The organism is Sphingomonas piscis (assembly GCF_011300455.1).
In the GTDB taxonomy this organism is placed as follows: domain Bacteria; phylum Pseudomonadota; class Alphaproteobacteria; order Sphingomonadales; family Sphingomonadaceae; genus Sphingomicrobium; species Sphingomicrobium piscis.
In genome coordinates this window covers 1,957,054-1,976,906 of the sequence record NZ_CP049869.1, presented here as the reverse complement: position 1 = coordinate 1,976,906, position 19,853 = coordinate 1,957,054, and the positions used below count along the sequence as shown (strand labels likewise).

The following is a 19,853-nucleotide window of genomic DNA, read 5'->3' as shown; positions in this document are numbered from 1 at the left end:
ATCCTTTGTTTACGGTGGCGCCCTAAACTCGCAGCCATGGAAAGGCCGCGGATCTTGCGCAAAGACTATTATGGTGCGCCCTCGCACCTGAAGACCGAGGTCCAATCCGCCGCCAGCGCACAGGAACGCTGCGACCGGATCATTGCCCGATACCGCGCCGACCCAGTGCCCGCGCCTGCCGCCAAGCCGGCCTTGCCGCCCCGCCGCCGCCGATGACCGACGACCCGCTGCTTCTGCGGCTCGGGCAGGAGCTCGATTACGCCCGGCGAATGCTCGATGCGATGGGTGATGACCTGTGCAGCGACCCCGCCGTCGTCATGCGGCACGAAACGGCGCTGCAGACGGTGGACATCGCCGGCCAGATGCTTGGCCACATCGCCACTGTCATCCGCTCCAGCCGGCGCGAGGAGGCTGTGGAGCTGATCGGGATGGGCGACCTCAAGGCGCGACTGACTCGCCGAAGCCTCGGCTAGGCTGAACGCTTGGCAAGCCGGTCGGCGCTGCCTAGGGAGGCGACATGCCCGGACGCTTCTTCGATGAGTGGCAGGTCGGCGACCGCATCGCCCATGCGATCCGGCGCACGGTGACGGAGACGGACAATGTCCTCATCTCCACCCTCACCCACAATCCGCAGCCGCTCCACCTCGACCACGAAGCCGCCGCCGCAAGCGAGTTCGGCAAGCCGCTGGTCAATTCCGTCTTCACCTTCGGGCTGATGATCGGGGTAAGCGTCGAGGATACGACGCTCGGCACCTTGGTCGCCAACCTCGGCTACGACCAGGTCACCTTCCCCGCGCCCGTGTTCGTCGGCGATACGCTCCGCACGGAAACGGAAGTGACCGCACTTCGCGACAGCACGTCCCGGCCGACCGCCGGGGTCGTCACCTTCACGCACCGAAGCTTCAACCAGCGCGATGAGCTGGTCGCGCGCTGCACCCGCACCGCCTTGCTCGCCAAGAAGCCCGCATGACCCACCGCAGCTGGCTGTTCGTCCCGGCCGACAGCGAGAAGAAGATCGCCAAGGCGATCGATAGCGATGCGGATGCCTTGATCTTCGATCTGGAGGATAGCGTTGCGCCAGGTCGCAAGGCGGCTGCGCGCGAAATGCTGCGGGGCCTGCCGAAGCGTGCGGGCGGGCCGGAGTGGTGGGTCCGGGTCAACCCGCTCACCAGCGAGTATCACAAGGACGATCTCGAGGTCTTGGGCGTTGCCGATGTGGCCGGGATCGTCCTCCCCAAGGCGGAAAGCGGAGCCGACGTCACCCAGCTCGCGCATCGCACCGGGAATATCCCCATCCATGCGATCGTCACCGAGACCCCGGCCAGTCTTTTCGGCCTGCTGTCCTACCGCGTGCCCGGCTCGACGCTCGCGGCGATGAGTTGGGGGGCGGAGGATCTGTCCGCGGCGCTCGGCGCGTCGTCGAAGACCGACGAGAATGGTGTGCTGACCTTTACCTTTCAGCTGGCCAGAACGCTGTGTCTCGCCGGCGCCGTTGCAGCGGGCGTTCAGCCGGTCGACGGCATCTACGCCGACTTTCGCGATCTCGACGGCTTGCAGGCGGAAGCGGCGGCCGCGCGCGGCGACGGCTTCACCGGCAAGCTCGCCATCCACCCCGATCAGGTGCCGGTCATCAATGCCGCTTTCACCCCCTCGCCTCAGGAGCTTGCCGAGGCCCGCGCCGTCATCGATGCGTTCGCACGGGCTCCGGACGCAGGCGTGCTGAGCGTCGGCGGCAAGATGGTCGACCGGCCCCACCTCCTCCAGGCGCAAAGCATATTGGACCGCGCCAAGCTGAAGAGCGTCAAATGAGCGACACCGTGCACCCCGTCCCGCAAGATTTTGGCGCCAGGACCGGCCCAGCCGAGCTCGCAATATTGCACGAGCAGGCTGCGCGCGATCCCGAAGCCTTTTGGCTCGACCAGGCGCGACGGCTCGACTGGACTCGATTCCCCGCACAGGCCGGTGACTATTCCTACGATCAGGCCGACTTCCACATCCGCTGGTATGCCGACGGGCAGCTCAACCTCTCCGTCAACTGCCTCGACCGCCAACTGGCCGAGCGCGGCGACCGGACGGCGATCATTTTTGAGGCCGACGAGCCGGGTCAGGGCCGCACGCTCACCTATCGCGAGCTGTACGAAGAGACCTGCCGCTTCGCCAACCTGCTCAAGCAACGCGGAGTTGCGCGCGGCGACCGGGTGATGATCTACATGCCGATGATCCCGGAGGCGGCCGCTGCTATGCTCGCCTGCGCGCGGATCGGCGCCATTCATTCGGTCGTGTTCGGCGGCTTCTCCCCCGACAGCTTGGCGGGGCGCATTGAGGATTGCGACGCCACCTGCGTCATAACCGCCGACGAGGGCGTGCGGGGCGGCAAGGTCATCCCGCTAAAAGCCAACGTCGACAAGGCGCTGGAGAAGCGCGACGTTGCCACTGTGATCGTCGTCAGCCGCACGGGCGCGGACGTGGCGATGAAGGACGGCCGCGACGTCAGCTATTCGGCGGTACGCGGCAGCCTCGCCACTGACTGCGCGCCCGAAGTTATGGACGCGGAAGACCCGCTGTTCATCCTCTACACGTCCGGCTCGACCGGAAAGCCGAAGGGCGTGGTTCACACGACCGGCGGCTATGCGACCTGGGCGGCAACCACCTTCGACTGGATCTTCGGCGCCGGCGAAGACGACATCTACTGGTGCACCGCCGACGTCGGCTGGATCACCGGGCACACCTATGTCGTCTATGGTCCCCTGGCGATGGGCGCGACGACCGTCATGTTCGACGGGGTTCCCAACTACCCTGACTTCGGCCGTTTCTGGGAGACGATCGACCGCCTGGGAGTCACCATCTTCTACACCGCGCCCACCGCCATCCGCGCGCTGATGCGTGAGGGCGACGATTGGGTGACCCGCCATTCCCGCAAGAGCTTGCGCCTGCTCGGCACGGTCGGCGAGCCGATCAACCCGGAAGCTTGGGACTGGTATTGGCGCGTGGTCGGGGACCGCCGCTGCCCGGTGACCGACACTTGGTGGCAGACCGAGACCGGCGGCATCCTCATCGCCCCCTTTCCGGGCGCGACCGACATGAAGCCCGGTTCGGCGACCAGGCCACTTCCCGGCATCCAGCCGTTGCTGGTCGACGCGGAGGGCAAGGAGTTGGACGGCGCCACGTCCGGCAACCTCTGCATCGCCGCGTCCTGGCCCGGACAGATGCGCACCGTCTGGGGCGATCACGACCGCTTCTTCCAGACCTATTTCTCGACGTACAAGAGGCTCTACTTCACCGGCGATGGCTGCCGCCGCGACGAGGACGGATATTACTGGATTACCGGCCGGGTCGACGACGTGATCAACGTTTCCGGACACCGCATCGGCACTGCCGAGGTGGAAAGTGCATTGGTCGCACATCCAAAGGTCGCCGAAGCGGCGGTGGTCGGCATGCCGCACGAGATCAAGGGGCAGGCCATTTACGCCTATGTGACGCTGAACGCCGGTGAAGAAGGCGACGATGCGCTGCGCAGGGAATTGAACCAGGAGGTGCGCAAGGACATCGGCGCGCTCGCGGCGCCCGAGAAGATCCAGTTCACGCCCGCGCTGCCCAAGACCCGGTCGGGCAAGATCATGCGCCGGATCCTGCGCAAGATTGCGGAAGGCGAAACGAGCGGCTTTGGCGACACGTCCACCCTCGCCGATCCGTCCGTGGTCGATGCACTGCTTGCCGGACGGCAGTAAGCGCCGACACAATTGACACAATAAGGTTTCGCCTCCGGCACAACCGAACGACAAAGCAACTCTAGTTCCCGGGCATCGGCTTTCCAGCCACCAGCTTTCGGGAATTCAAGTAATGCTTACTCGCTTCATGCGCGCAGAACTCTGCCTCATCGTCCACACCACCGCGGTCAGCGGATTGTGCGTCGTGATTGTCGGCTTGATGAAGGCCGTCGCAAGCGCTCAGGGCGCCCCTATCGCGTAACGCCGCGGCCCAGCAGAGGTTCGCTTTCCGGAACCGGGGTCAGCACAGAGCCCTGGCCGAACCAGCCAACGAGATTGTCGACAACCAACTGACCCATCGCATCACGTGTCCGCGCCGATGCCGATCCCACATGGGGCAGAAGTACGACATTGGGCATGTCGATCAGTGCCCGCGGAACGTTCGGTTCATCGTCGTAGACGTCGAGCCCGGCGGCAAGGATGGTGCCCGACTGAAGTGCCGTGATCAGCGCCTGTTCGTCGACCACGCTGCCGCGCGCAACGTTGATCAGCACGCCATCAGGCCCAAGCGCCTTCAGGACCTCGGCACCGATAAGGTGCCGAGTCTCCTCACCGCCTGGAACAATGGCGATCAGGACATCGCTCGCTTGTGCCAGCGCCACCACGCTGGAGTGGTAGGGTAGCGTCAGGTCCGGCTTGGCCGAGCGCGCATGATAGGCGATCTCCACGTCGAAACCGGCCAACCGCTGCGCGATCGCACGGCCGATATTGCCCATTCCGACGATCCCCACCCGTCGTCCGCGCAAGCTCGGCGACAATGGAAAGGCGCCTTCGATCCACTGGCCCGTCCGCACGAAGCGGTCGGCTTGCGGAATTCGCCGAAGCGTCGCCAACAACAGGCCGAGCGTAAGGTCCGCCACCTCGTCGTCGAGCACGCCGGGCGTGTTGGTGACGACCACGCCCCGTGCGGCAGCGGCAGCGGCATCGACATTGTCATAGCCGACGCCGAAGCTGGCGATGATCTCAAGGTTCGGGAACTGCTCGAGCAACCCGCCTGGCACCGGTCCAGCGAAGCTGCTCGTGACGCCGCGGATCCGAGGTCCGATGTCGGCGAGGAAACCTGTAGGATCGGCCTGCTGCCACAAGCAATGAACCGTAAAGCTTTCCTGCAATTTCGCCATCAGCGAAGGAAGCATCGGCGCGATCGCCAGGATTTCGGGCCGCAGGTCGGTCAATGGTCAGCGGCGGCTCGTCGTGAACTCGCGCGCGCAAGCGTTGCAATAATAGCGATAGGCAACGCGACCCGACTTGCGCTTGCCGATGAACGCCCGGTCCTCGCTATGCCAGCCCAGCTTGCAGAGTATTCGCCTGATCATCTCCGTCCCCATCTCTAACGGGGACGGCCGGGGACGCAAACGTTGACGGGCTAATCTAAGTTGTCCCTTTCATTGCGCGCACGGAACAGTAACATGCGTCAGGCGTATTGGACGCTGCAGAGCCGAACAGGCTGCAAACAGGGAGTTTCTCATGAAGATCAAAACCGCTCTTGTGATCGCCACCGGCCTCGTCGGTCTCGCCGCCTGCAACAGCAGCCCGACCGAGCAAGCCGCCGACAACATCGAGGCGAATGCCGAAGCGACCGCCGACAATCTCGAGGAAGCCGCCGACAACGCGACGACCGAGAATGCGGAAGATGCGCTGGAAAATCAGGCGGATGCCGTTGAGGACGCCGGCGCCAACGCTGCCGACGCTGTTCGCGATGGTGACGCCAACGCCGTCAACGCGATGTAATTGCCTTAGGGCAATCGATTACTTCGGGCCGGCCGTCCGCACGCAGACGGCTTGAGCCCGCGAGGAAGGGCGCCGCGGTTTTCCCCTGCCGGCGCCCTTTTTCTTTGCCGCCTCCTGAGTTCACCACTTATTAGCTTGTAGGGGCGCATTCCCGTGCCGACACGCTCGGGACAGGTAATGGCTGCAGCAGCTTCGGTGACCACCTTCATCGTCGGCGACCGGCTTCCGTGGCCGGACGATGTGCCGCCGCGCGAGGCGCTGGGCCCCTTCGACAGCGGCGCCATTTACGATTCCTCCAGGCGCCACGACTGTGTCTTCCGCAAGATCTCGGCGCGGGGCGCGACGGTCCGCGGATCGTTGAAGACGGCGCCTGGCGCCAGCGTCTCGGTCGAACTCGGCACCGGCCAGCGTCCAGCCGCAACGGTGGAATGGGTGCGCGGTGGCGAGGCAGGCCTTGCGTTCAAGCAGCCGGTGGACTTGCTGGCGCTGATCAACCGATCGCTGATCGCTCAACCGGCCGAGCGCCGGACCATGCCACGGGTCGAGATCCGCTGTCCCGTGCACCTGCGCTGGGCAGGTCACTGGGAGCCTGCAACGCTCCGCAATATTTCCGCCAAGGGGTTGCAGGTGCAGGGCGTGGGACTGCCGGATGCGGACACCTTTTTGACGATCGCGATTGAAGGCCTTGCCGTTCCTGCTGGCGAGGTGGTGTGGCGCAAGGACGACCTCGCCGGTATTGAATTGTTCGAAGAGCTGAGCTGGACCTCGCTCGTCCCATGGATTCGCGAGATGATGAAGAAGGGCCTTCAGTAGCCCGCTGCTGCGCTGCAACAATTGCAACAACTTGGGTCCGTGCACGACAATCGCGTGCAACAGGACTCGTCCAATTCGCTCCCCATGAGAGGCGCCGCCTCGATCAAAAAACAGGGGACGACAAATGGAAAACACTTCGGGGCTGCCGGCCATGCGCCAGGCAGCGATCTTCTTCGCTTCTTTGTGCTGCGCAACCATGGCGGTCGCGGTTGCCGCGCCGGTCTTCGCCGCCACGCTGGAAACGCCTGAGCAGCCGGCGCTAGTCGCAGCGGTGCCGGTTGCTGCTGCACCGGATGCCGAGCCCGTGACACCGGCCGAACCGGTGGTTGCAGCCGATCCCTTCGCCGCGGAAATCGCCGACAAGGGCCTGAAGCCCGGCGATTTCGTCTGGCGCGAAGGCGCTGCCGGCATCGAGGGCCCGGTGGGGGTGACCGTCAGCATCTCCGACCAGCGCGCCTATGTGTACCGTGGCGAGACCTTGGTCGCCGTGTCGACGGTCTCGACCGGCAAGCCCGGCCATCGCACCCCGACCGGCACCTTTCCGATCACGGAGAAGCGCGCCGTCCACTTTTCCAGCAAGTATGACAATGCGCCGATGCCGCACATGCAGCGGCTGACCAACGACGGTGTTGCGCTTCACGCCGGCCGTATCCCCGGTCACCCGGCAAGCCACGGCTGTGTCCGCCTTCCAGCGAAATTTGCTGCCGACCTGTTCAAGGTCACCCGGCGCGGAACGCCCGTGACGATCACCCTGTGATCAGAGGCCGGTCCTGGCAGGCACGAACATATAACCCGCGCCCCGCACGGTCTTGAGCGCCTGCGGCCGGCGCGGGTCTTTTTCCACCTTTTGCCGAAGCCGAACAATGCGCGTGTCGACCGAACGGTCGAACACGTCCGGCTCCTTGCTGTGCGCCAGATCCAACAACTGGTCGCGCGTCAGCACGCGATTGGGATGCTCGACGAAGGTCCGGAGCAAATCGAACTCCATTGCCGTCAGCGGCATCTCCGACCCGTCCGCCGCAAACATCTTGCGGCTATCCAGGTTCAGCCGGACCTCTCCCACCACCACTTCCCGGCCCAAGGTCGCTGCCGGTGCCTCGGGCGTCGCGGCGCGGCGAAGCACGCTCCGGACGCGCGCAAGCAATTCCCTGGGATCGAACGGCTTGGTGACATAATCGTCGGCACCGACCTCCAGCCCCACAACTTTGTCGACGCTGTCGCTGTTCGCCGTCAGCATGATGATGCCGACGCGGCCGGCGGCGCGAAGCTCGCGGGCGATGCTGACCCCATCCTGCTCCGGCATGTTGACGTCGAGGATGACGAGGTCGACCGGGCGCTCGGCCATCAAGGCCCGAAGAGCCGCGCCGCCCTCCGCCTGACTGACTGCAAAGCCGTGACGCGTCAGGTAGTTCTGCACAAGCCCGCGGATATCCGGCTCGTCGTCCACCACCGCGATATGCGCACTTTCCCCCACGCCCAGCCCCCGCTGAAACAATTGAAACAACTTTGTTTAGCGCGCGACACGCCTGCCTGACAGCCCCTCGTCACTGCTCCGCGGATGAAATTCTCACAGGAACAACCGTGATGACTCCTCGTGCCATCCAATTGATTCAAGACAGTTTCGCCATGATCGTGCCCCACCGGGACTCGGTTGCGCGCGCCTTTTACGACAATGTCTTCTCGCTTGCTCCGGCAGTCCGGCCGATGTTCCCCGCCGACCTTACGGACCAGGGAAGAAGCTGATGCAAGTGCTCACAGTGGTCGTTCGCTCGCTGGAGAACCTTGAGCCGCTGCTGCCGTCCATCGACGACATGGCGCGCCGGCATGTGACCTATGGGGTCGAGGACGATCATTATGCCGTGGTCGGCCAGGCGCTGATCATGACCCTTCGCGGCGGTCTTGGCGCAACCTTCACGCCGGAGACTGAGGAAGCCTGGCGTGAAGCCTACACCATCCTCAGCACGCGGATGATCGGTGCCACCAAGGACCGCGAGTTCCTAGCGGCGTAGCTCCGCCAGCAGCCGCCGAACGCTTTCGCGGTTGAACGGCTTCTCGATATAGGGTCGTTTGGCTTCATCGAGGAAGCGCACCGCCGCGGGGCCCAGCGTGTCGCCGGTGACGAAGCCGAGGCGCTGCGCCTGCTCCGGCCGATGCTCCGCCAACCAGCGGTGGAAGGCGGGGCCGTCGACGTCCGGCATGCGAAGGTCCGACAGGATGACGTCGAACCGCTCCTGCTCCGCCTTGGCGATCGCCTCCCGACCGCTGTTCACCACCACGGTCTCATAACCTTCGCGCGCCAGGAAGCGCGCAAGCGCATCGGCAAGCTCCGGCTCGTCGTCGGCAATCAGTGCCGATCCGGCCGCCGCCGACTGAACGGGTCGAGCTTCCTGTTTCTTCTGCGCCTCGGGAACGCTGATCGGAAGCTGGATCAGGAAGGCGGCGCCGCCCTCCCCTTCCTTGAGCGACAGCGTGCCCCCGTGCGCCTCGACGACGCCGTGGCTGAACGACAGGCCGAGCCCGGTCCCCGACCCCTGCGGCTTGGTCGTGAAGAACGGTTCGAAGATGCGCTTGGCGATCTCGGCCGGGATACCCGGACCATTGTCCGCGATCTCGATGCAGACGCGGTTTTCCGCGATGTTGTGGCTGGTTGAAATGCGGATCTCGCGGGGCGGCTCACACTCCTGGAGCGCCTGCTGCGCGTTGACGAGCAGGTTGACGATCACCTGGTGGAGTTGATCGCTGTCGGCGGCGACATGGGGAAGGCCCTCGTCGAACTCCGCGCGAACCTTGATGCCGTTGCTGCGCATTCCATAGTCGGTCAGCTCGACCGCCGCCTTGCAGATGGCGGCGACGTTCAGCGATACGCGCTCCGGCGGTTTCTGGCGCGCCATGGCAAGGAAGGTCTGCACGATCCGCGAGCAGCGCTCGGCCGACTTGCGGATCCGCATCGCGGTCGAGGCGAACTCGGTTCCTTCCGCATCCTCTTCCAGCAGAATGGCTTCGCCCACCACGACCGCAAGCGGGTTGTTGAGCTCGTGGCTCACGCCCGCGAGCAAGGAACCGAGCGCGGTCAGCTTTTCGCTTTGCGCCAGCGCCTCGCGGGAGCGGGCGAGTTCTTCCTGCGCGCGCTTTTCATCGGTCAGGTCGAGGAAGACGCCCCCGATGTAGATGATCGCGCCATGCTCGTCGAAGACGGGGAAGCGGACGGTAACCGCCACCTTCTTGCCATCCACCGCCATGAACTCGCTTTCGCGCACGTGCGGGCGGCGATTGGCGATGATCCAGCGGTCGATCTCGGCAGCCTCGGCCGCCGACTCCGGGGTGAGGACGTCGGCCGGCCTCAGCCCCTGGATCTCCTCCGGGGTCTTGCCGAGCTGCGCAGCCATGAACTTGTTCACGACGCGGAAGCGCCCGCCGCGATCCTTGAGGTACATGGTGAGCGGCGCGTGATCGAGCAGGCCTTTCAGCCGCGCCTCGCTATCCCGAAGCTTGCGTTCGGCCTCGGTCCGTTCGGTCGTGTCGAGAATGACCCCGCCGATATATTGAATGTCGCCCTGATGATCGCGCACCGGAAAGCGGATTGCGAGCGCCGACAGCGTGCCGTTGGGCGTGTGGAACGTGCTCTCGGTGGTGACGGACTGCCCGCTAACCTTGATTTTGGACGCCACGTCCAACGCCTCCGCCGCGGCCGCCGCGTCGAGGATTTCGGTCGGATGCTTGCCCACCATTTCGCTGGTCTTCAAACCGAACCGGTCGGAGGTGAAGCGGTTCACGACGACGTAGCGATCGTCCATGTTCTTGAGGTACATGGACGCCGGCGCATGATCGAGGAAGGCGGTCAGCTGGGCTTCGCTGTTGCGCAAGGCGGCCTGGGTGGCGCGCTGTTCCGTCAGGTCGCGAATCGAAGCGATGAACAGCCTTTTCTCGCCACCGCCGGCTATCTCGGTAACCGCGATCTCGATCGGAAACAGGCTGCCATCCGAGCGGACGGCATCGACCTCGACCCGCTGGCCGACGACCTTGGAGGGGGCTCCGGCCAGATAGCGGGAAAATCCTGCATTATGGGCGTCGCGCATTTGAGGCGGGATGATGAGATCGGCAACGTCGGCACCGACGGCCTGATCGCGAGTGTAGCCGAACGTCCGCTCGGCCGCCGGATTGAATTCCGCGACGATCCCATCCGCATCCACGATGATGATGCTGTCCAACGATGTCGCAAAGACAGACGCAAGGATTGCGTCCCTGTTATACGGCATTGATAACCCCCGATCCCCACTGCCTTATTAGCAGAGCTTGCGGCGGTCTCAACGTTCAAAGCTCGACAATCGCAGCAAAAATCGGCGAACGCCCCGTCAGAATCGCTTGCGAAGGACCCGTTCCATGTCGGTCACGAAGATGGCGGCCGACCAACCAATCAGCAGGAAACCCGTCAGCCCCTCCAGAGCGCCGATCAGACGCCAGTCGTCCTGAGCATTGTCTGGGATTCCGAGCGTCGTGTAGGCAGCCGCGGAGTGGAAAAGGCTGTCGTCGAAGCTGCCTCGCGCGCCGATCGCCCAATAAAAGCAGGCGAACAGCATCACTTCGGCAAGGTGCATCAGGAACAGGCACAAGGCCATCGGAACCATGGTCCCGAACTCCCGGGTAAGCAGCTTCTGCCGCTTCAGCTCTCGTTCCTCGGCTTTGAATGCCTTGGTCGTCAGAACCAGCCCGGTTCCGTGAATCACCGCGCAAAGAACGAACAGGATGACGGACGCCAGCAGCTGGAGGAAGGCATTCATGACGCCGGTGTGACCGCTAGCCGCCGGCGGCACAAGCCGCCGTTATTGCTTTTGGCGCCACCTCGCGATATCCGGGCACCAGCATCAAGAGTGGGCGAACGCCCACGCCAACCTGCCTTCCCGGGCAAGGTGGCGGTTTCTTTTCTGAAGAAGCGATGCGGCCGGAGCGGCAACCAAGCGGGCTTCCAGGCAGCATCGTGACTTCGCCAGAGGTGAAGGTGGGCGACGTGTACGAGACGAATGTCGATGCGGGGAAACTGGCGGCGGACGAAGCCGAGCCTTTGCCCGTGCCCTGTATCAAGCCGACCACCTTCGACGTACCGCTGGTGAGCCTTGAGGGTGAGGCGCGGGAGCGGCTCCCCGATCGCACGAAGGCGGCGCTGATCGGACCGGAAGGCGCGCCGCTGCTGGTGGTGCTGGGCGGCATCTCCGGTAACCGTCACGCCTGCGCCAACGAAGACGGGCGTTCGGGCTGGTGGTCGTCGATCTTCGGTCCGGAAGGTCCGGTCGGGCATGGCGAATTTCGCGTGCTCGGCATCGACTTCGTCGCCGATGCGAGCGGAGACTTCGCGCCCACGACCTTCGATCAGGCGGCGATCATCCGCGATGCGCTCGCCGTAATCGGGGAGGGCGATCCCTATGCGCTGATCGGCGCCAGCTACGGCGGCATGGTCTGCCTCGCCTATGCCGAAAGGTACCGGCCTCAATCCAAGCTGGTGATCTTCGGCGCGGCCGCAGAGCCGCATGCGATGGCTACGGCGCAACGCAGCTTGCAGCGTCAGGTGGTCGCACTTGGACGCTCGACCGGCAACGCCGAGCAGGCGCTGAGCATCGCGAGAGCGATGGCGATGACGACCTACCGCACTCCGCGGGAATTCGGGGCGCGCTTCCCGGGCGGGATTGCGAACGGGGATCCGCTCTCAGGGTCGGAACCGTGGGGCTATCTCAGTGCGCGCGGACGGGCGTTCCTGGACGTGATGAGCCCGGAGCGGTTCCTCAGCCTGTCGGCATCGATCGACCGGCACAAGGTGGATCCGTCGGCAATTCTCAACGATGCGCTTGTAATCGCGGCGACCGAGGATCAGGTCGTGCCGCTGGAGCAGATTTCGAGGCTCGCGGCGCAGCTTGGCGGCAAGACCCGTTTCCGGGTCATCCAGTCGATCTTCGGCCACGACAGTTTCCTGAAGGAGCCGGAACGGATCGGCGCCTATATCCGTGAATTCCTGGATGAAGGCCGGTGAGCAAGCCGGAGGGGCACGGCACCATTGTCGCCTCGGCGGGGGTGACGGACGATCCGACCTACCGCGGCGTGGCTCCGCCCCTGTGGGCGTCGGACACGTTCGAATGGGACGGGCCAGAGGACAAGCCGGACTATGATTATTCGCGAACGGTAAGCCCGAACCGCGATCTGCTGGCCCGGGCGATTGCGGAGCTGGAAGGCGGCAAGCATTGTGCGGTGACCAATTCCGGACAGTCCGCGGCCCTGCTCGCGCTGCTGCAGCTGGAGCCGGGCGCGACGGTGCTGGCGCCGCACGATTGCTATGGCGGCACGTACCGGTTGCTGCAGGGGCTGGAGCGCAAGGGGCTCGTTCGCCCCCTGTTCGTCGACCAGAATGACGACGACATGTTCGCCATGGCGCTGCAGCAGGACGTGCGGCTGGTGTGGCTGGAATCGCCCAGCAATCCCCTGCTTCGGCTGGTGCCGATCGCCCAGCGCTGCGCTCAGGCGAAATCGGTGGGCGCGCTGACGATCTGCGATAACACATTGCTGACGCCATGCCGCCAGCAGCCGCTCAAGCTCGGCGCCGACCTGGTGCTTCATTCGACGACCAAGGCGATCAACGGCCACAACGACCTGTTCGGCGGCGCGCTGATCAGCAACGACGACGGGCTTGCCGAGCAGATCGCCTGGTGGGCAAACGCTGCGGGGCTTAGCGGATCGGCGTACGACAGTTGGCAGACCCTGAGGGGAATGCGGACGCTTCCGTTGCGGGTCGCGCGGCAGGAGGAAACGGCGCTCAAGCTGGCGCAATGGCTCGAAGGCCACCCGCAGGTGGCAGCGGTGCATTATCCAGGACTGGAGAGCTTCCCCCAACGGGCTCTGGTCGAGGCGCAGCAGTCCGGGCCTGGCTTCATGGTCAGTTTCCGCGTGAACGGCAGCGTCGCACTGTTCGCGAAGGCGCCGGAGCTGATCACGCTTGCTTCGTCGCTCGGCGGCTTCGCAACCTTGGTGTGTACGCCGGCGAGCATGACCCATCGCGGAATGCCGCCCGAAGCGCAGGCGGAAGCAGGCATCACGCCCGACCTCATTCGCATGTCCGTCGGCCTCGAAGATGCCGACGACCTAATTGGGGACTTGTCACGCGGGTTCGCTGCGCTCTAAGGATGCAGCCGATGACACTCGCCACCGCTTTTTCCGCAACCGCGTCGCTCCGCACCTGGCGGTGGTGGCAGCATATGCATTTGCGCGGGCGCGGCTGACCTAGACCGAACAGGATCTTAGACATCACGCAACAGGCCCGCTCAGCGGGCCTTTTTCGTATCTGGAGCACATCACATGATCATCGTTCTCAAGCCGAATGCCAGCAGCGAAGTCGTCGAGGAATTGCTCGGCGCCATCGAGCAGCGAGGGCTCAAACCGCTGCACATGCCGGGGACGGAGCGCGTGGTGCTCGGCGCCCTGGGGGACGAGCGGATGCTTCACGACCTCAACCTGGAGAGCCACCCGCAGGTGGAATCGGTCAAGCAGATCCTGGCGCCCTACAAGCTCGTCAGCCGCGAAATTCATCCGCACGACACCATCGTCCGCATCGGCAATGCGGCGATCGGCGGCAACCGCTTCTGCCTGATCGCGGGTCCGTGCGCGGTTGAGACGGAAGAGCGGCTTCGGGAGTCTGCTCAGGCGGCAAAGGTTGCCGGAGCGACAATATTGCGGGCTGGCGCGTTCAAGCCGCGCACCTCGCCCTACGCCTTCCAGGGACATGGTGAGGACGGGCTGAAGATCCTCGCCAAGGTCGGGCAGGAACTCGGCCTTCCGGTCGTCACCGAAGTGATGGAAACCGCCGACATCCCCGCCGTCGTCGAATATGCCGATGCGATGCAGATCGGCGCCCGCAATATGCAGAACTTCTCACTGCTGAAGGCGGTCGGCAAGGCGGGCAAGCCGGTGGTGCTGAAGCGCGGCATGGCGGCCAAAGTCGAGGATCTGCTGCTGGCGGCGGAATATATCCTGGCCGAGGGCAACGACCAGGTCGTGCTCTGCGAGCGCGGCATCCGCACCTTCGAAACTGCGACGCGCAATACCCTAGACCTCAACGCCGTGCCTTACATCAAGCAGAAGACCCACTTGCCGATCGTCGTCGATCCGTCGCACGGCACCGGCATCCGCGACCTGGTTCCGCCGATGGCGCTGGCCGGCGCCGCGGCGGGCGCCGACGGCTTGATGGTCGAGGTTCACCACGATCCGGCGCACGCCTGGTCGGACGGGGCGCAGTCGCTTCACCCGCATCAGCTCAAGGAATTGTCCGAGCGGCTCCAGGGCCTGCTGCCGGTACTGGGGCGCAGCTTCGCATGATGCGCACGCCAAGCCTCAAGTCCGGCGATGCGATGGCGCTCTATCGGCAGCTGCCGGGGAGCCATGACCCGCTGGAGCTCTACCGCAAGCTTTCGCGCAACGGTGCGCCGAACACGGCTCTGTTCGAGAATGCGGCGGGTCAGGCGATGATCCTCGCCGCCGCCGCTGTTCGGGTGACCTGCCGGGGCGGCGAAGTGGTTGTGACAAGCCTCGGCGATGGCGGGCCGGACGTGATTGCCGCACTGGCGGACAAGCTTGCCGAGCGAGTATCTAACCGCGCGGAGGGCGAGCTTCGCCTCCGCTACGAGCGAAGCACGAGCAGCGACCTCGAAGAGCGCCTCCTCGCCCCCTCGCCCTTCGACGTGCTTCGCGCGCTGACCCGCTTTCCCTCCTCCTCGCCGGAGGAGAAGTTCACCGTCTTCTGCGGCGGCGTTGTCGCCTTCGACCATGTCGACCTGTTCGAGGAACTGCCGCAGCCCGCGTCCGACCCGCTCGGCTACCCGGACTTCGAGTTCTGGGTCGGCGAGGGGTTGGTCCTCGTCGAGCCCGGCGGCAAGGCGCGGATCCTGTCGACCTTCTTCGGGAGCGACGATGCCGGTCGCGCCACCCGCGCCTATCATTCGGCCGTCGCGCGGCTAGATGCCCTCTACGAACGAACCCAAGCGAAACTCGAAGTTCCCGAAGAGGTGCGCCCGACCGCCAACGATCTTGAACCGGAACCCGACCTCAACGACGCGGAGTACGCCGACCTCGTCACTCGCGTGAAGGAGAATATTGCGGCCGGGGACGTCTACCAGATCGTCCCCTCCCGAACCTTCCGCGTGCCCTGCGCCGACCCGCTCGCCGCCTACGCCCGCCAGCGAAAGTCGGACCCTTCACCCTACATGTTCTTCGTCTCGGGCGCCGAGCATATCCTGTTCGGCGCCTCGCCCGAGACCAGCGTCAAGGTCTGGCGGGAGGGCGGCACGCCCATGGTCGAGGTCAAGCCGATCGCCGGCACCCGCCGCCGCGGCGAGACGGCGGACGAGGATGACCGGCTGGAGGCGGACCTCCGCCTCGACGTCAAGGAAGGCGCCGAGCATATCATGCTGGTCGACCTTGCCCGCAACGACGTCGCGCGGGTCAGCACGCCGGGATCGCGCCGCGTGGCCAAGCTGCTCACCGTCGAACGCTACGCCCGAGTCATGCACCTCGTCTCTTCCGTCACCGGCGAGCTCGCCCAGGGCCTCGACTGCCTCGACGCGCTGCAGAGCTGCCTCAACGTCGGCACCCTGTCCGGCGCCCCCAAGCTGCGCGCGACCGAGCTCTTGCGCGGCTATGAAGCTACCAAGCGGGGCCCCTACGGCGGTGCGGTCGGTTGGCTGTCCGGGACCGGGGAGATGGACACCGGCGTCATCATCCGCTCCGCCGTGGTCAAGAACGGCCAGGCCTATGTCCGCGCCGGCGCAGGCGTCGTCCACGACAGCGATCCGCGCGCCGAAATGGAAGAAACCAAGCAAAAGGCGAGCGCCGTCCTTGCGGCGCTTCGCGGAGAGACCAGATGAGCGACAACATCCTGCTGCTCGATAATCGCGACAGCTTCACCTTCAACCTGGTCGAATGCTTTCGCCTGATGGGCAAGCAGGTGAAGGTGGTGCGCAACGACATCGCCGCCGACGAGGCGCTCCGCCAGGCGGAGGAGACGAACGCCACCATCGTCCTCTCCCCCGGCCCCGGCGAGCCGCAGGACGCGGGCTGCATGGTCGAGCTGATCGGCAAGGCCAAGGGCAAGGTGCCGGTGTTCGGCGTCTGCCTCGGCCACCAGGCCATCGTCCATGAGGCGGGAGGCACGGTGGAGCGCGCGGGCGAGACGGTCCACGGCAAGAGCTGGGCGCTGACCCACGACGGCCAGGGCGCCTTCGCCTCCGTCCCCAACCCCTTCCGCGTCGGCCGCTACCATTCGCTCTGCACCCGCAAGCTGCCGGAGCGATTCACCGTCCACGCATGGATCGACGACATGGCGATGGCGATCAGCGACCGCGACGCCAAGCAGTTCGCGGTGCAGTTCCACCCGGAATCGGTGCTCACCCGCGCGGCGACACATTGCTCAAGGCAATCGTCGACGAGATGGACTCCCTCTAGGCACCCGGCGGCAGGGGCTGCGGTTTGCATCCCCTGCCCCACCCGCTAAAGCCGCGCGCGATGTCCGACGCGCCTTCCAAACCCGATTACCGCTCCACCGTCTTCCTGCCCAAGACCGACTTCCCGATGAAGGCCGGCCTTCCGCAGAAGGAGCCGGCGATCCTCAGCCGTTGGCAGGAGGCGGACCTCTACAACCAGGTCCGCCGCGCCCGCGATGGCCGCGAGAAGTTCATCCTCCACGACGGCCCGCCCTACGCCAACGGCGACATCCACATCGGCCATGCGCTGAACCACATCCTCAAGGATATGGTGATCCGCACCCAGACCCTGCTGGGCAAGGACGCGCCCTACATCCCCGGCTGGGACTGCCACGGCCTTCCCATCGAGTGGAAGGTCGAGGAGCAATATCGCAAGAAGAAGCTGAACAAGGACGAGGTGCCGGTCGCCGAATTCCGCGCCGAGTGCCGCGCCTATGCCCAGAACTGGGTCAACGTTCAGCGCGAGCAGCTGAAGCGCCTCGGCATCGGCGGGCGGTGGGACAAGCCCTACCTCACCATGAACTATCAGGCGGAAGGCACCATCGTCGCCGAGCTGATGAAGTTCGCAGAAAGCGGCCAGCTTTACCGCGGCGCCAAGCCCGTGATGTGGAGCCCGGTCGAAAAGACCGCGCTCGCCGAAGCCGAGATCGAATATGAGGACATCACGTCCACCCAGATCGATGTCGCATTCGAGATCGTCGAAAGCCCCATCCCCGAGCTGGTCGGCGCCCATGCGGTGATCTGGACCACGACGCCCTGGACGATCCCCGTCAATCAGGCGATCGCTTATGGGCCGGAGGTCGAATATGAGCTGATCGAGTGGGGCTACCCGGTTCGGCGCTATCTCGTGGCGTCACCACTCAAAAATGCCTTGATCGCGCGCCTCTCCGACGCGTTGGACCGGGATCAGGACGTCGACGTGCCGGAGATTCCCGAAGCGGACCTCCTGGCGATGGCGGCCATGATGGACGATCTGCCCGAAGAACCGGTCGTGAAATGGCTGGGCTCCGAGTTCGCCGGCACAATCGCCCGCCACCCGATGCACCACCTCGGCGGTTTCTATGCCAAGCCGCGCCCGTTCCTCCCCGGCGACTTCGTCACCACCGACACCGGCACTGGCCTCGTCCACATGGCGCCCGACCATGGCGAGGACGACTTCGACCTGTGCAAGGCGCACGGCATCGACCCGGTCTTTGCGGTCGAAGCGGACGGCAAGTATCGCGCCGACTGGGCCTGGCTCGGCGGGCAAGGCAGCGTCATCAACAACAAGTTCACCGCGCCCGACGGCCCCATCTGCTCCGACCTGCGCGACGCCGGCGCGCTGCTGGCCGCCAGCGACTTCCGGCATTCCTACCCGCACTCGTGGCGGTCCAAGGCCAAGGTCATCTACCGCTGCACCCCGCAATGGTTCATTGCGATGGACCGTCCATTGGACGGGCGCGCCTCGACTTCGCTCGGCACGAACGGGGTTGGGGAAGATGAACAAAGTTCGTTCGTCCCGAGCGAAGTCGAGGGGCGCGCCACCCTCCGCCAAACGGCCCTCCAGGCCATCGCCGACACCCGCTGGGTGCCGGAAAAAGGCGAAAACCGCATCCGCTCCATGGTCGAAGGCCGACCCGACTGGGTGATCAGCCGTCAACGCGCCTGGGGTGTCCCGATCGCTTTGTTCGTCGAGCGTAGCAGCGGCCAGCTGCTGGTGGACGCCGACGTCAACCAACGTATCGTCGCCGCCATTACCGAACAGGGCGTGGACGCCTGGTCCGATGAAAACGCCGCCCACTTCCTCGGGCCAAACCGCGATCCCGACGATTTCGAACGCGTCACCGACATCCTGGACGTCTGGTTCGACAGCGGCTGCACCCACGCCTTCGTGCTCGACAGCGGTACCTGGCCCGAGCTGAGCTGGCCCGCCGACCTCTATCTCGAAGGCTCCGACCAGCATCGCGGCTGGTTCCAATCCTCCCTGCTGGAAAGCTGCGGCACTCGCGGCCGCGCGCCCTACAAGGCGGTGCTGACCCATGGCTTCACCATGGATCAGAAGGGCATGAAGATGTCCAAAAGCCTCGGCAATACGGTGAGCCCGCTCGACCTGATGAAGGAGCATGGCGCCGACATCCTGCGCCTGTGGGCCTTGAGCGTCGACTTCACCGAGGACCACCGCATCGGCAAGGAGATCCTGTCGGGCGTCGCCGACGGCTACCGCAAGCTTCGCAACACCTTCCGCTACCTGCTTGGCGCTCTCGAAGGGTTTAGCGACGAGGAGAAGGTCGCAGCGGGAGAGATGCCGAAGCTCGAGCGCTACATGCTCGCGCTCCTGGCTGAGATCGACGGCAAGCTCCGCCAGGCGGTCGCGGACTATGACTTCAACAGCTACACCCGCCTGATCGCCGACTTCGCCAACAACGACCTGTCGGCCTTCTACTTCGATATCCGCAAGGACTGCCTCTATTGCGACGCGGCCTTGGACCCCAAGCGCCGCGCCTACCGCACGGTCCTCGACACCCTGTTCCACGCCCTTGTCCGCTGGTGCGCGCCGGTGCTGGTGTTCACCAGTGAGGAGGTCTGGGGCACCCGATACCCGGACGGCGGCTCCGTTCACCTGCTGGAATGGCCTGAGCTGCCGGCAGCTTCCGCTGCGACGAATTCGTGGGAAGCACTCCGCGGTCTTCGCACCCAGGTCACCGAGGCGATCGAGCCGCTCCGCCGCGAAAAGGTCGTCGGCTCCAGCCTTGAGGCCGAAGTCACCGTGCCGGTCACCGACGCGGACATCGACCTCGCCGAGCTGTTCATCGTATCGTCAGTCACGCCGGGCGAAGCGCTGACCGTGACCAAGACCGAAAAGCATAAGTGCGGCCGCTGCTGGCGCCACCTGCCGGAAGTCGGGGACGACGGCGACCTCTGCAACCGCTGCGATGCGGTGGTGAATGGGTAAGATGCTGTCCTACATCGATGCAGATATGCAATGTGGGCCGATGATCGTCGTTAGCGCGCATTTCAGTGGGTCCGGCGGCCGGACCGCGAAACGCCGCCA

Annotated in this window: 21 protein-coding genes and 1 riboswitch; of the genes, 16 read left to right on the top strand and 5 right to left on the bottom strand. The window is 65.2% G+C overall.

Annotated features, from left to right (window positions below):
- Window positions 1-54: 54 nt before the first annotated feature.
- Genes G7077_RS09950 through acs form a run of 5 tightly spaced genes read left to right on the top strand, consistent with a single transcriptional unit; the run spans window position 55 to window position 3,728 of the window.
- A complete protein-coding gene (locus tag G7077_RS09950; protein ID WP_166411564.1) occupies window positions 55-216 on the top strand; it encodes a hypothetical protein in 162 nt (53 codons plus the stop codon).
- Complete coding sequence (locus G7077_RS09945; protein ID WP_166411563.1) at window positions 213-473, top strand: hypothetical protein; 261 nt, start codon at window positions 213-215, stop codon at window positions 471-473. The genes G7077_RS09950 and G7077_RS09945 overlap by 4 nt, the downstream gene beginning before the upstream one ends.
- A 44-nt stretch (window positions 474-517) precedes the next feature.
- Window positions 518-970, top strand: coding sequence for a MaoC family dehydratase (locus G7077_RS09940; RefSeq protein WP_166411562.1), 453 nt, complete (start codon window positions 518-520; stop codon window positions 968-970).
- Window positions 967-1,809: an HpcH/HpaI aldolase/citrate lyase family protein gene (locus tag G7077_RS09935; RefSeq protein WP_166411561.1), complete on the top strand. Its 843-nt coding sequence runs from the start codon at window positions 967-969 to the stop codon at window positions 1,807-1,809. Before G7077_RS09940 ends, G7077_RS09935 begins: the two co-directional genes overlap by 4 nt.
- Window positions 1,806-3,728 (top strand): acetate--CoA ligase, encoded by a 1,923-nt coding sequence (gene acs / locus G7077_RS09930; RefSeq protein ID WP_166411560.1) that lies wholly within the window; start codon window positions 1,806-1,808, stop codon window positions 3,726-3,728. The genes G7077_RS09935 and acs overlap by 4 nt, the downstream gene beginning before the upstream one ends.
- A gap of 230 nt (window positions 3,729-3,958) precedes the next feature.
- On the opposite strand, the gene G7077_RS09925 is transcribed toward acs, so the two are convergent.
- Window positions 3,959-4,942: a 2-hydroxyacid dehydrogenase gene (locus G7077_RS09925; protein ID WP_246167143.1), complete on the bottom strand. Its 984-nt coding sequence runs from the start codon at window positions 4,940-4,942 to the stop codon at window positions 3,959-3,961.
- Window positions 4,943-4,945: 3 nt separating this feature from the next.
- Entirely contained in the window at window positions 4,946-5,083 is a 138-nt protein-coding gene (locus tag G7077_RS09920) for a hypothetical protein (RefSeq protein ID WP_166411559.1), read from the bottom strand.
- Window positions 5,084-5,234: 151 nt separating this feature from the next.
- Between G7077_RS09920 and G7077_RS09915 the strand changes: the two genes are divergently transcribed.
- The 3 genes from G7077_RS09915 (at window position 5,235) to G7077_RS09905 (ending at window position 7,068) form a co-directional block, all read left to right on the top strand.
- Window positions 5,235-5,498, top strand: a complete 264-nt coding sequence (locus G7077_RS09915) for a hypothetical protein (RefSeq protein ID WP_166411558.1) — start codon at window positions 5,235-5,237, stop codon at window positions 5,496-5,498.
- Window positions 5,499-5,693: 195 nt separating this feature from the next.
- Window positions 5,694-6,311, top strand: a complete 618-nt coding sequence (locus G7077_RS09910; protein ID WP_166411557.1) for a PilZ domain-containing protein — start codon at window positions 5,694-5,696, stop codon at window positions 6,309-6,311.
- A gap of 124 nt (window positions 6,312-6,435) precedes the next feature.
- A complete protein-coding gene (locus G7077_RS09905; protein WP_246167142.1) occupies window positions 6,436-7,068 on the top strand; it encodes a L,D-transpeptidase family protein in 633 nt (210 codons plus the stop codon).
- Here the strand turns inward: G7077_RS09905 and G7077_RS09900 are convergent, their stop codons facing one another.
- Window positions 7,069-7,785 (bottom strand): response regulator, encoded by a 717-nt coding sequence (locus G7077_RS09900; protein WP_166411556.1) that lies wholly within the window; start codon window positions 7,783-7,785, stop codon window positions 7,069-7,071.
- A 107-nt stretch (window positions 7,786-7,892) separates the two neighbouring features.
- Between G7077_RS09900 and G7077_RS13910 the strand changes: the two genes are divergently transcribed.
- Together G7077_RS13910 and G7077_RS13905 are read left to right on the top strand one after the other, a co-directional pair.
- On the top strand, window positions 7,893-8,054 hold the full coding sequence (locus G7077_RS13910) for a globin family protein (RefSeq protein ID WP_206367622.1): 162 nt from the start codon (window positions 7,893-7,895) through the stop codon (window positions 8,052-8,054).
- A complete protein-coding gene (locus tag G7077_RS13905; protein WP_206367621.1) occupies window positions 8,054-8,320 on the top strand; it encodes a globin domain-containing protein in 267 nt (88 codons plus the stop codon). The genes G7077_RS13910 and G7077_RS13905 overlap by 1 nt, the downstream gene beginning before the upstream one ends.
- On the opposite strand, the gene G7077_RS09890 is transcribed toward G7077_RS13905, so the two are convergent.
- Together G7077_RS09890 and G7077_RS09885 are read right to left on the bottom strand one after the other, a co-directional pair.
- Complete coding sequence (locus tag G7077_RS09890; RefSeq protein WP_166411555.1) at window positions 8,309-10,567, bottom strand: PAS domain S-box protein; 2,259 nt, start codon at window positions 10,565-10,567, stop codon at window positions 8,309-8,311. The two genes, G7077_RS13905 and G7077_RS09890, sit on opposite strands and share 12 nt — an antisense overlap.
- A gap of 96 nt (window positions 10,568-10,663) precedes the next feature.
- Complete coding sequence (locus tag G7077_RS09885; protein ID WP_166411554.1) at window positions 10,664-11,122, bottom strand: hypothetical protein; 459 nt, start codon at window positions 11,120-11,122, stop codon at window positions 10,664-10,666.
- 43 nt (window positions 11,123-11,165) lie between these two features.
- A riboswitch (SAM-I-IV-variant riboswitch) is annotated at window positions 11,166-11,276 on the top strand.
- Between the two features lie 10 nt (window positions 11,277-11,286).
- Between G7077_RS09885 and G7077_RS09880 the strand changes: the two genes are divergently transcribed.
- The 6 genes from G7077_RS09880 to ileS all read left to right on the top strand — a co-directional run bounded on the left by G7077_RS09880 (window position 11,287) and on the right by ileS (window position 19,754).
- Window positions 11,287-12,330 carry an alpha/beta fold hydrolase gene (locus tag G7077_RS09880; RefSeq protein ID WP_166411553.1) on the top strand — a complete coding sequence of 348 codons (1,044 nt, stop codon included), beginning with the start codon at window positions 11,287-11,289 and terminating at the stop codon, window positions 12,328-12,330.
- Complete coding sequence (locus tag G7077_RS09875) at window positions 12,327-13,472, top strand: trans-sulfuration enzyme family protein (protein WP_166411552.1); 1,146 nt, start codon at window positions 12,327-12,329, stop codon at window positions 13,470-13,472. Before G7077_RS09880 ends, G7077_RS09875 begins: the two co-directional genes overlap by 4 nt.
- Before the next feature lie 174 nt (window positions 13,473-13,646).
- Window positions 13,647-14,663, top strand: coding sequence for a 3-deoxy-7-phosphoheptulonate synthase (gene aroF / locus G7077_RS09870; protein WP_166411551.1), 1,017 nt, complete (start codon window positions 13,647-13,649; stop codon window positions 14,661-14,663).
- Window positions 14,660-16,207 (top strand): anthranilate synthase component 1, encoded by a 1,548-nt coding sequence (locus G7077_RS09865; RefSeq protein ID WP_166411550.1) that lies wholly within the window; start codon window positions 14,660-14,662, stop codon window positions 16,205-16,207. The genes aroF and G7077_RS09865 overlap by 4 nt, the downstream gene beginning before the upstream one ends.
- Window positions 16,204-16,833: an anthranilate synthase component II gene (locus tag G7077_RS09860; protein ID WP_166411549.1), complete on the top strand. Its 630-nt coding sequence runs from the start codon at window positions 16,204-16,206 to the stop codon at window positions 16,831-16,833. Before G7077_RS09865 ends, G7077_RS09860 begins: the two co-directional genes overlap by 4 nt.
- Before the next feature lie 11 nt (window positions 16,834-16,844).
- Entirely contained in the window at window positions 16,845-19,754 is a 2,910-nt protein-coding gene (gene ileS / locus G7077_RS09855; RefSeq protein WP_166411548.1) for an isoleucine--tRNA ligase, read from the top strand.
- Window positions 19,755-19,853 lie beyond the last annotated feature (99 nt).

Bases quoted from the DNA above. Each gene is read 5' to 3' on its own strand.
- G7077_RS09905 (WP_246167142.1), top strand. From the start codon at position 6,436: ATGGAAAACACTTCGGGGCTGCCGGCCATGCGCCAGGCAGCGATCTTC.
- G7077_RS09920 (WP_166411559.1), bottom strand. From the start codon at position 5,083: ATGATCAGGCGAATACTCTGCAAGCTGGGCTGGCATAGCGAGGACCGG.
- G7077_RS09935 (WP_166411561.1), top strand. From the start codon at position 967: ATGACCCACCGCAGCTGGCTGTTCGTCCCGGCCGACAGCGAGAAGAAG.
- G7077_RS09860 (WP_166411549.1), top strand. From the start codon at position 16,204: ATGAGCGACAACATCCTGCTGCTCGATAATCGCGACAGCTTCACCTTC.
- acs (WP_166411560.1), top strand. From the start codon at position 1,806: ATGAGCGACACCGTGCACCCCGTCCCGCAAGATTTTGGCGCCAGGACC.
- G7077_RS09915 (WP_166411558.1), top strand. From the start codon at position 5,235: ATGAAGATCAAAACCGCTCTTGTGATCGCCACCGGCCTCGTCGGTCTC.
- ileS (WP_166411548.1), top strand. From the start codon at position 16,845: ATGTCCGACGCGCCTTCCAAACCCGATTACCGCTCCACCGTCTTCCTG.
- G7077_RS13905 (WP_206367621.1), top strand. From the start codon at position 8,054: ATGCAAGTGCTCACAGTGGTCGTTCGCTCGCTGGAGAACCTTGAGCCG.
- G7077_RS09865 (WP_166411550.1), top strand. From the start codon at position 14,660: ATGATGCGCACGCCAAGCCTCAAGTCCGGCGATGCGATGGCGCTCTAT.
- G7077_RS09940 (WP_166411562.1), top strand. From the start codon at position 518: ATGCCCGGACGCTTCTTCGATGAGTGGCAGGTCGGCGACCGCATCGCC.
- aroF (WP_166411551.1), top strand. From the start codon at position 13,647: ATGATCATCGTTCTCAAGCCGAATGCCAGCAGCGAAGTCGTCGAGGAA.
- G7077_RS09945 (WP_166411563.1), top strand. From the start codon at position 213: ATGACCGACGACCCGCTGCTTCTGCGGCTCGGGCAGGAGCTCGATTAC.
- G7077_RS09890 (WP_166411555.1), bottom strand. From the start codon at position 10,567: ATGCCGTATAACAGGGACGCAATCCTTGCGTCTGTCTTTGCGACATCG.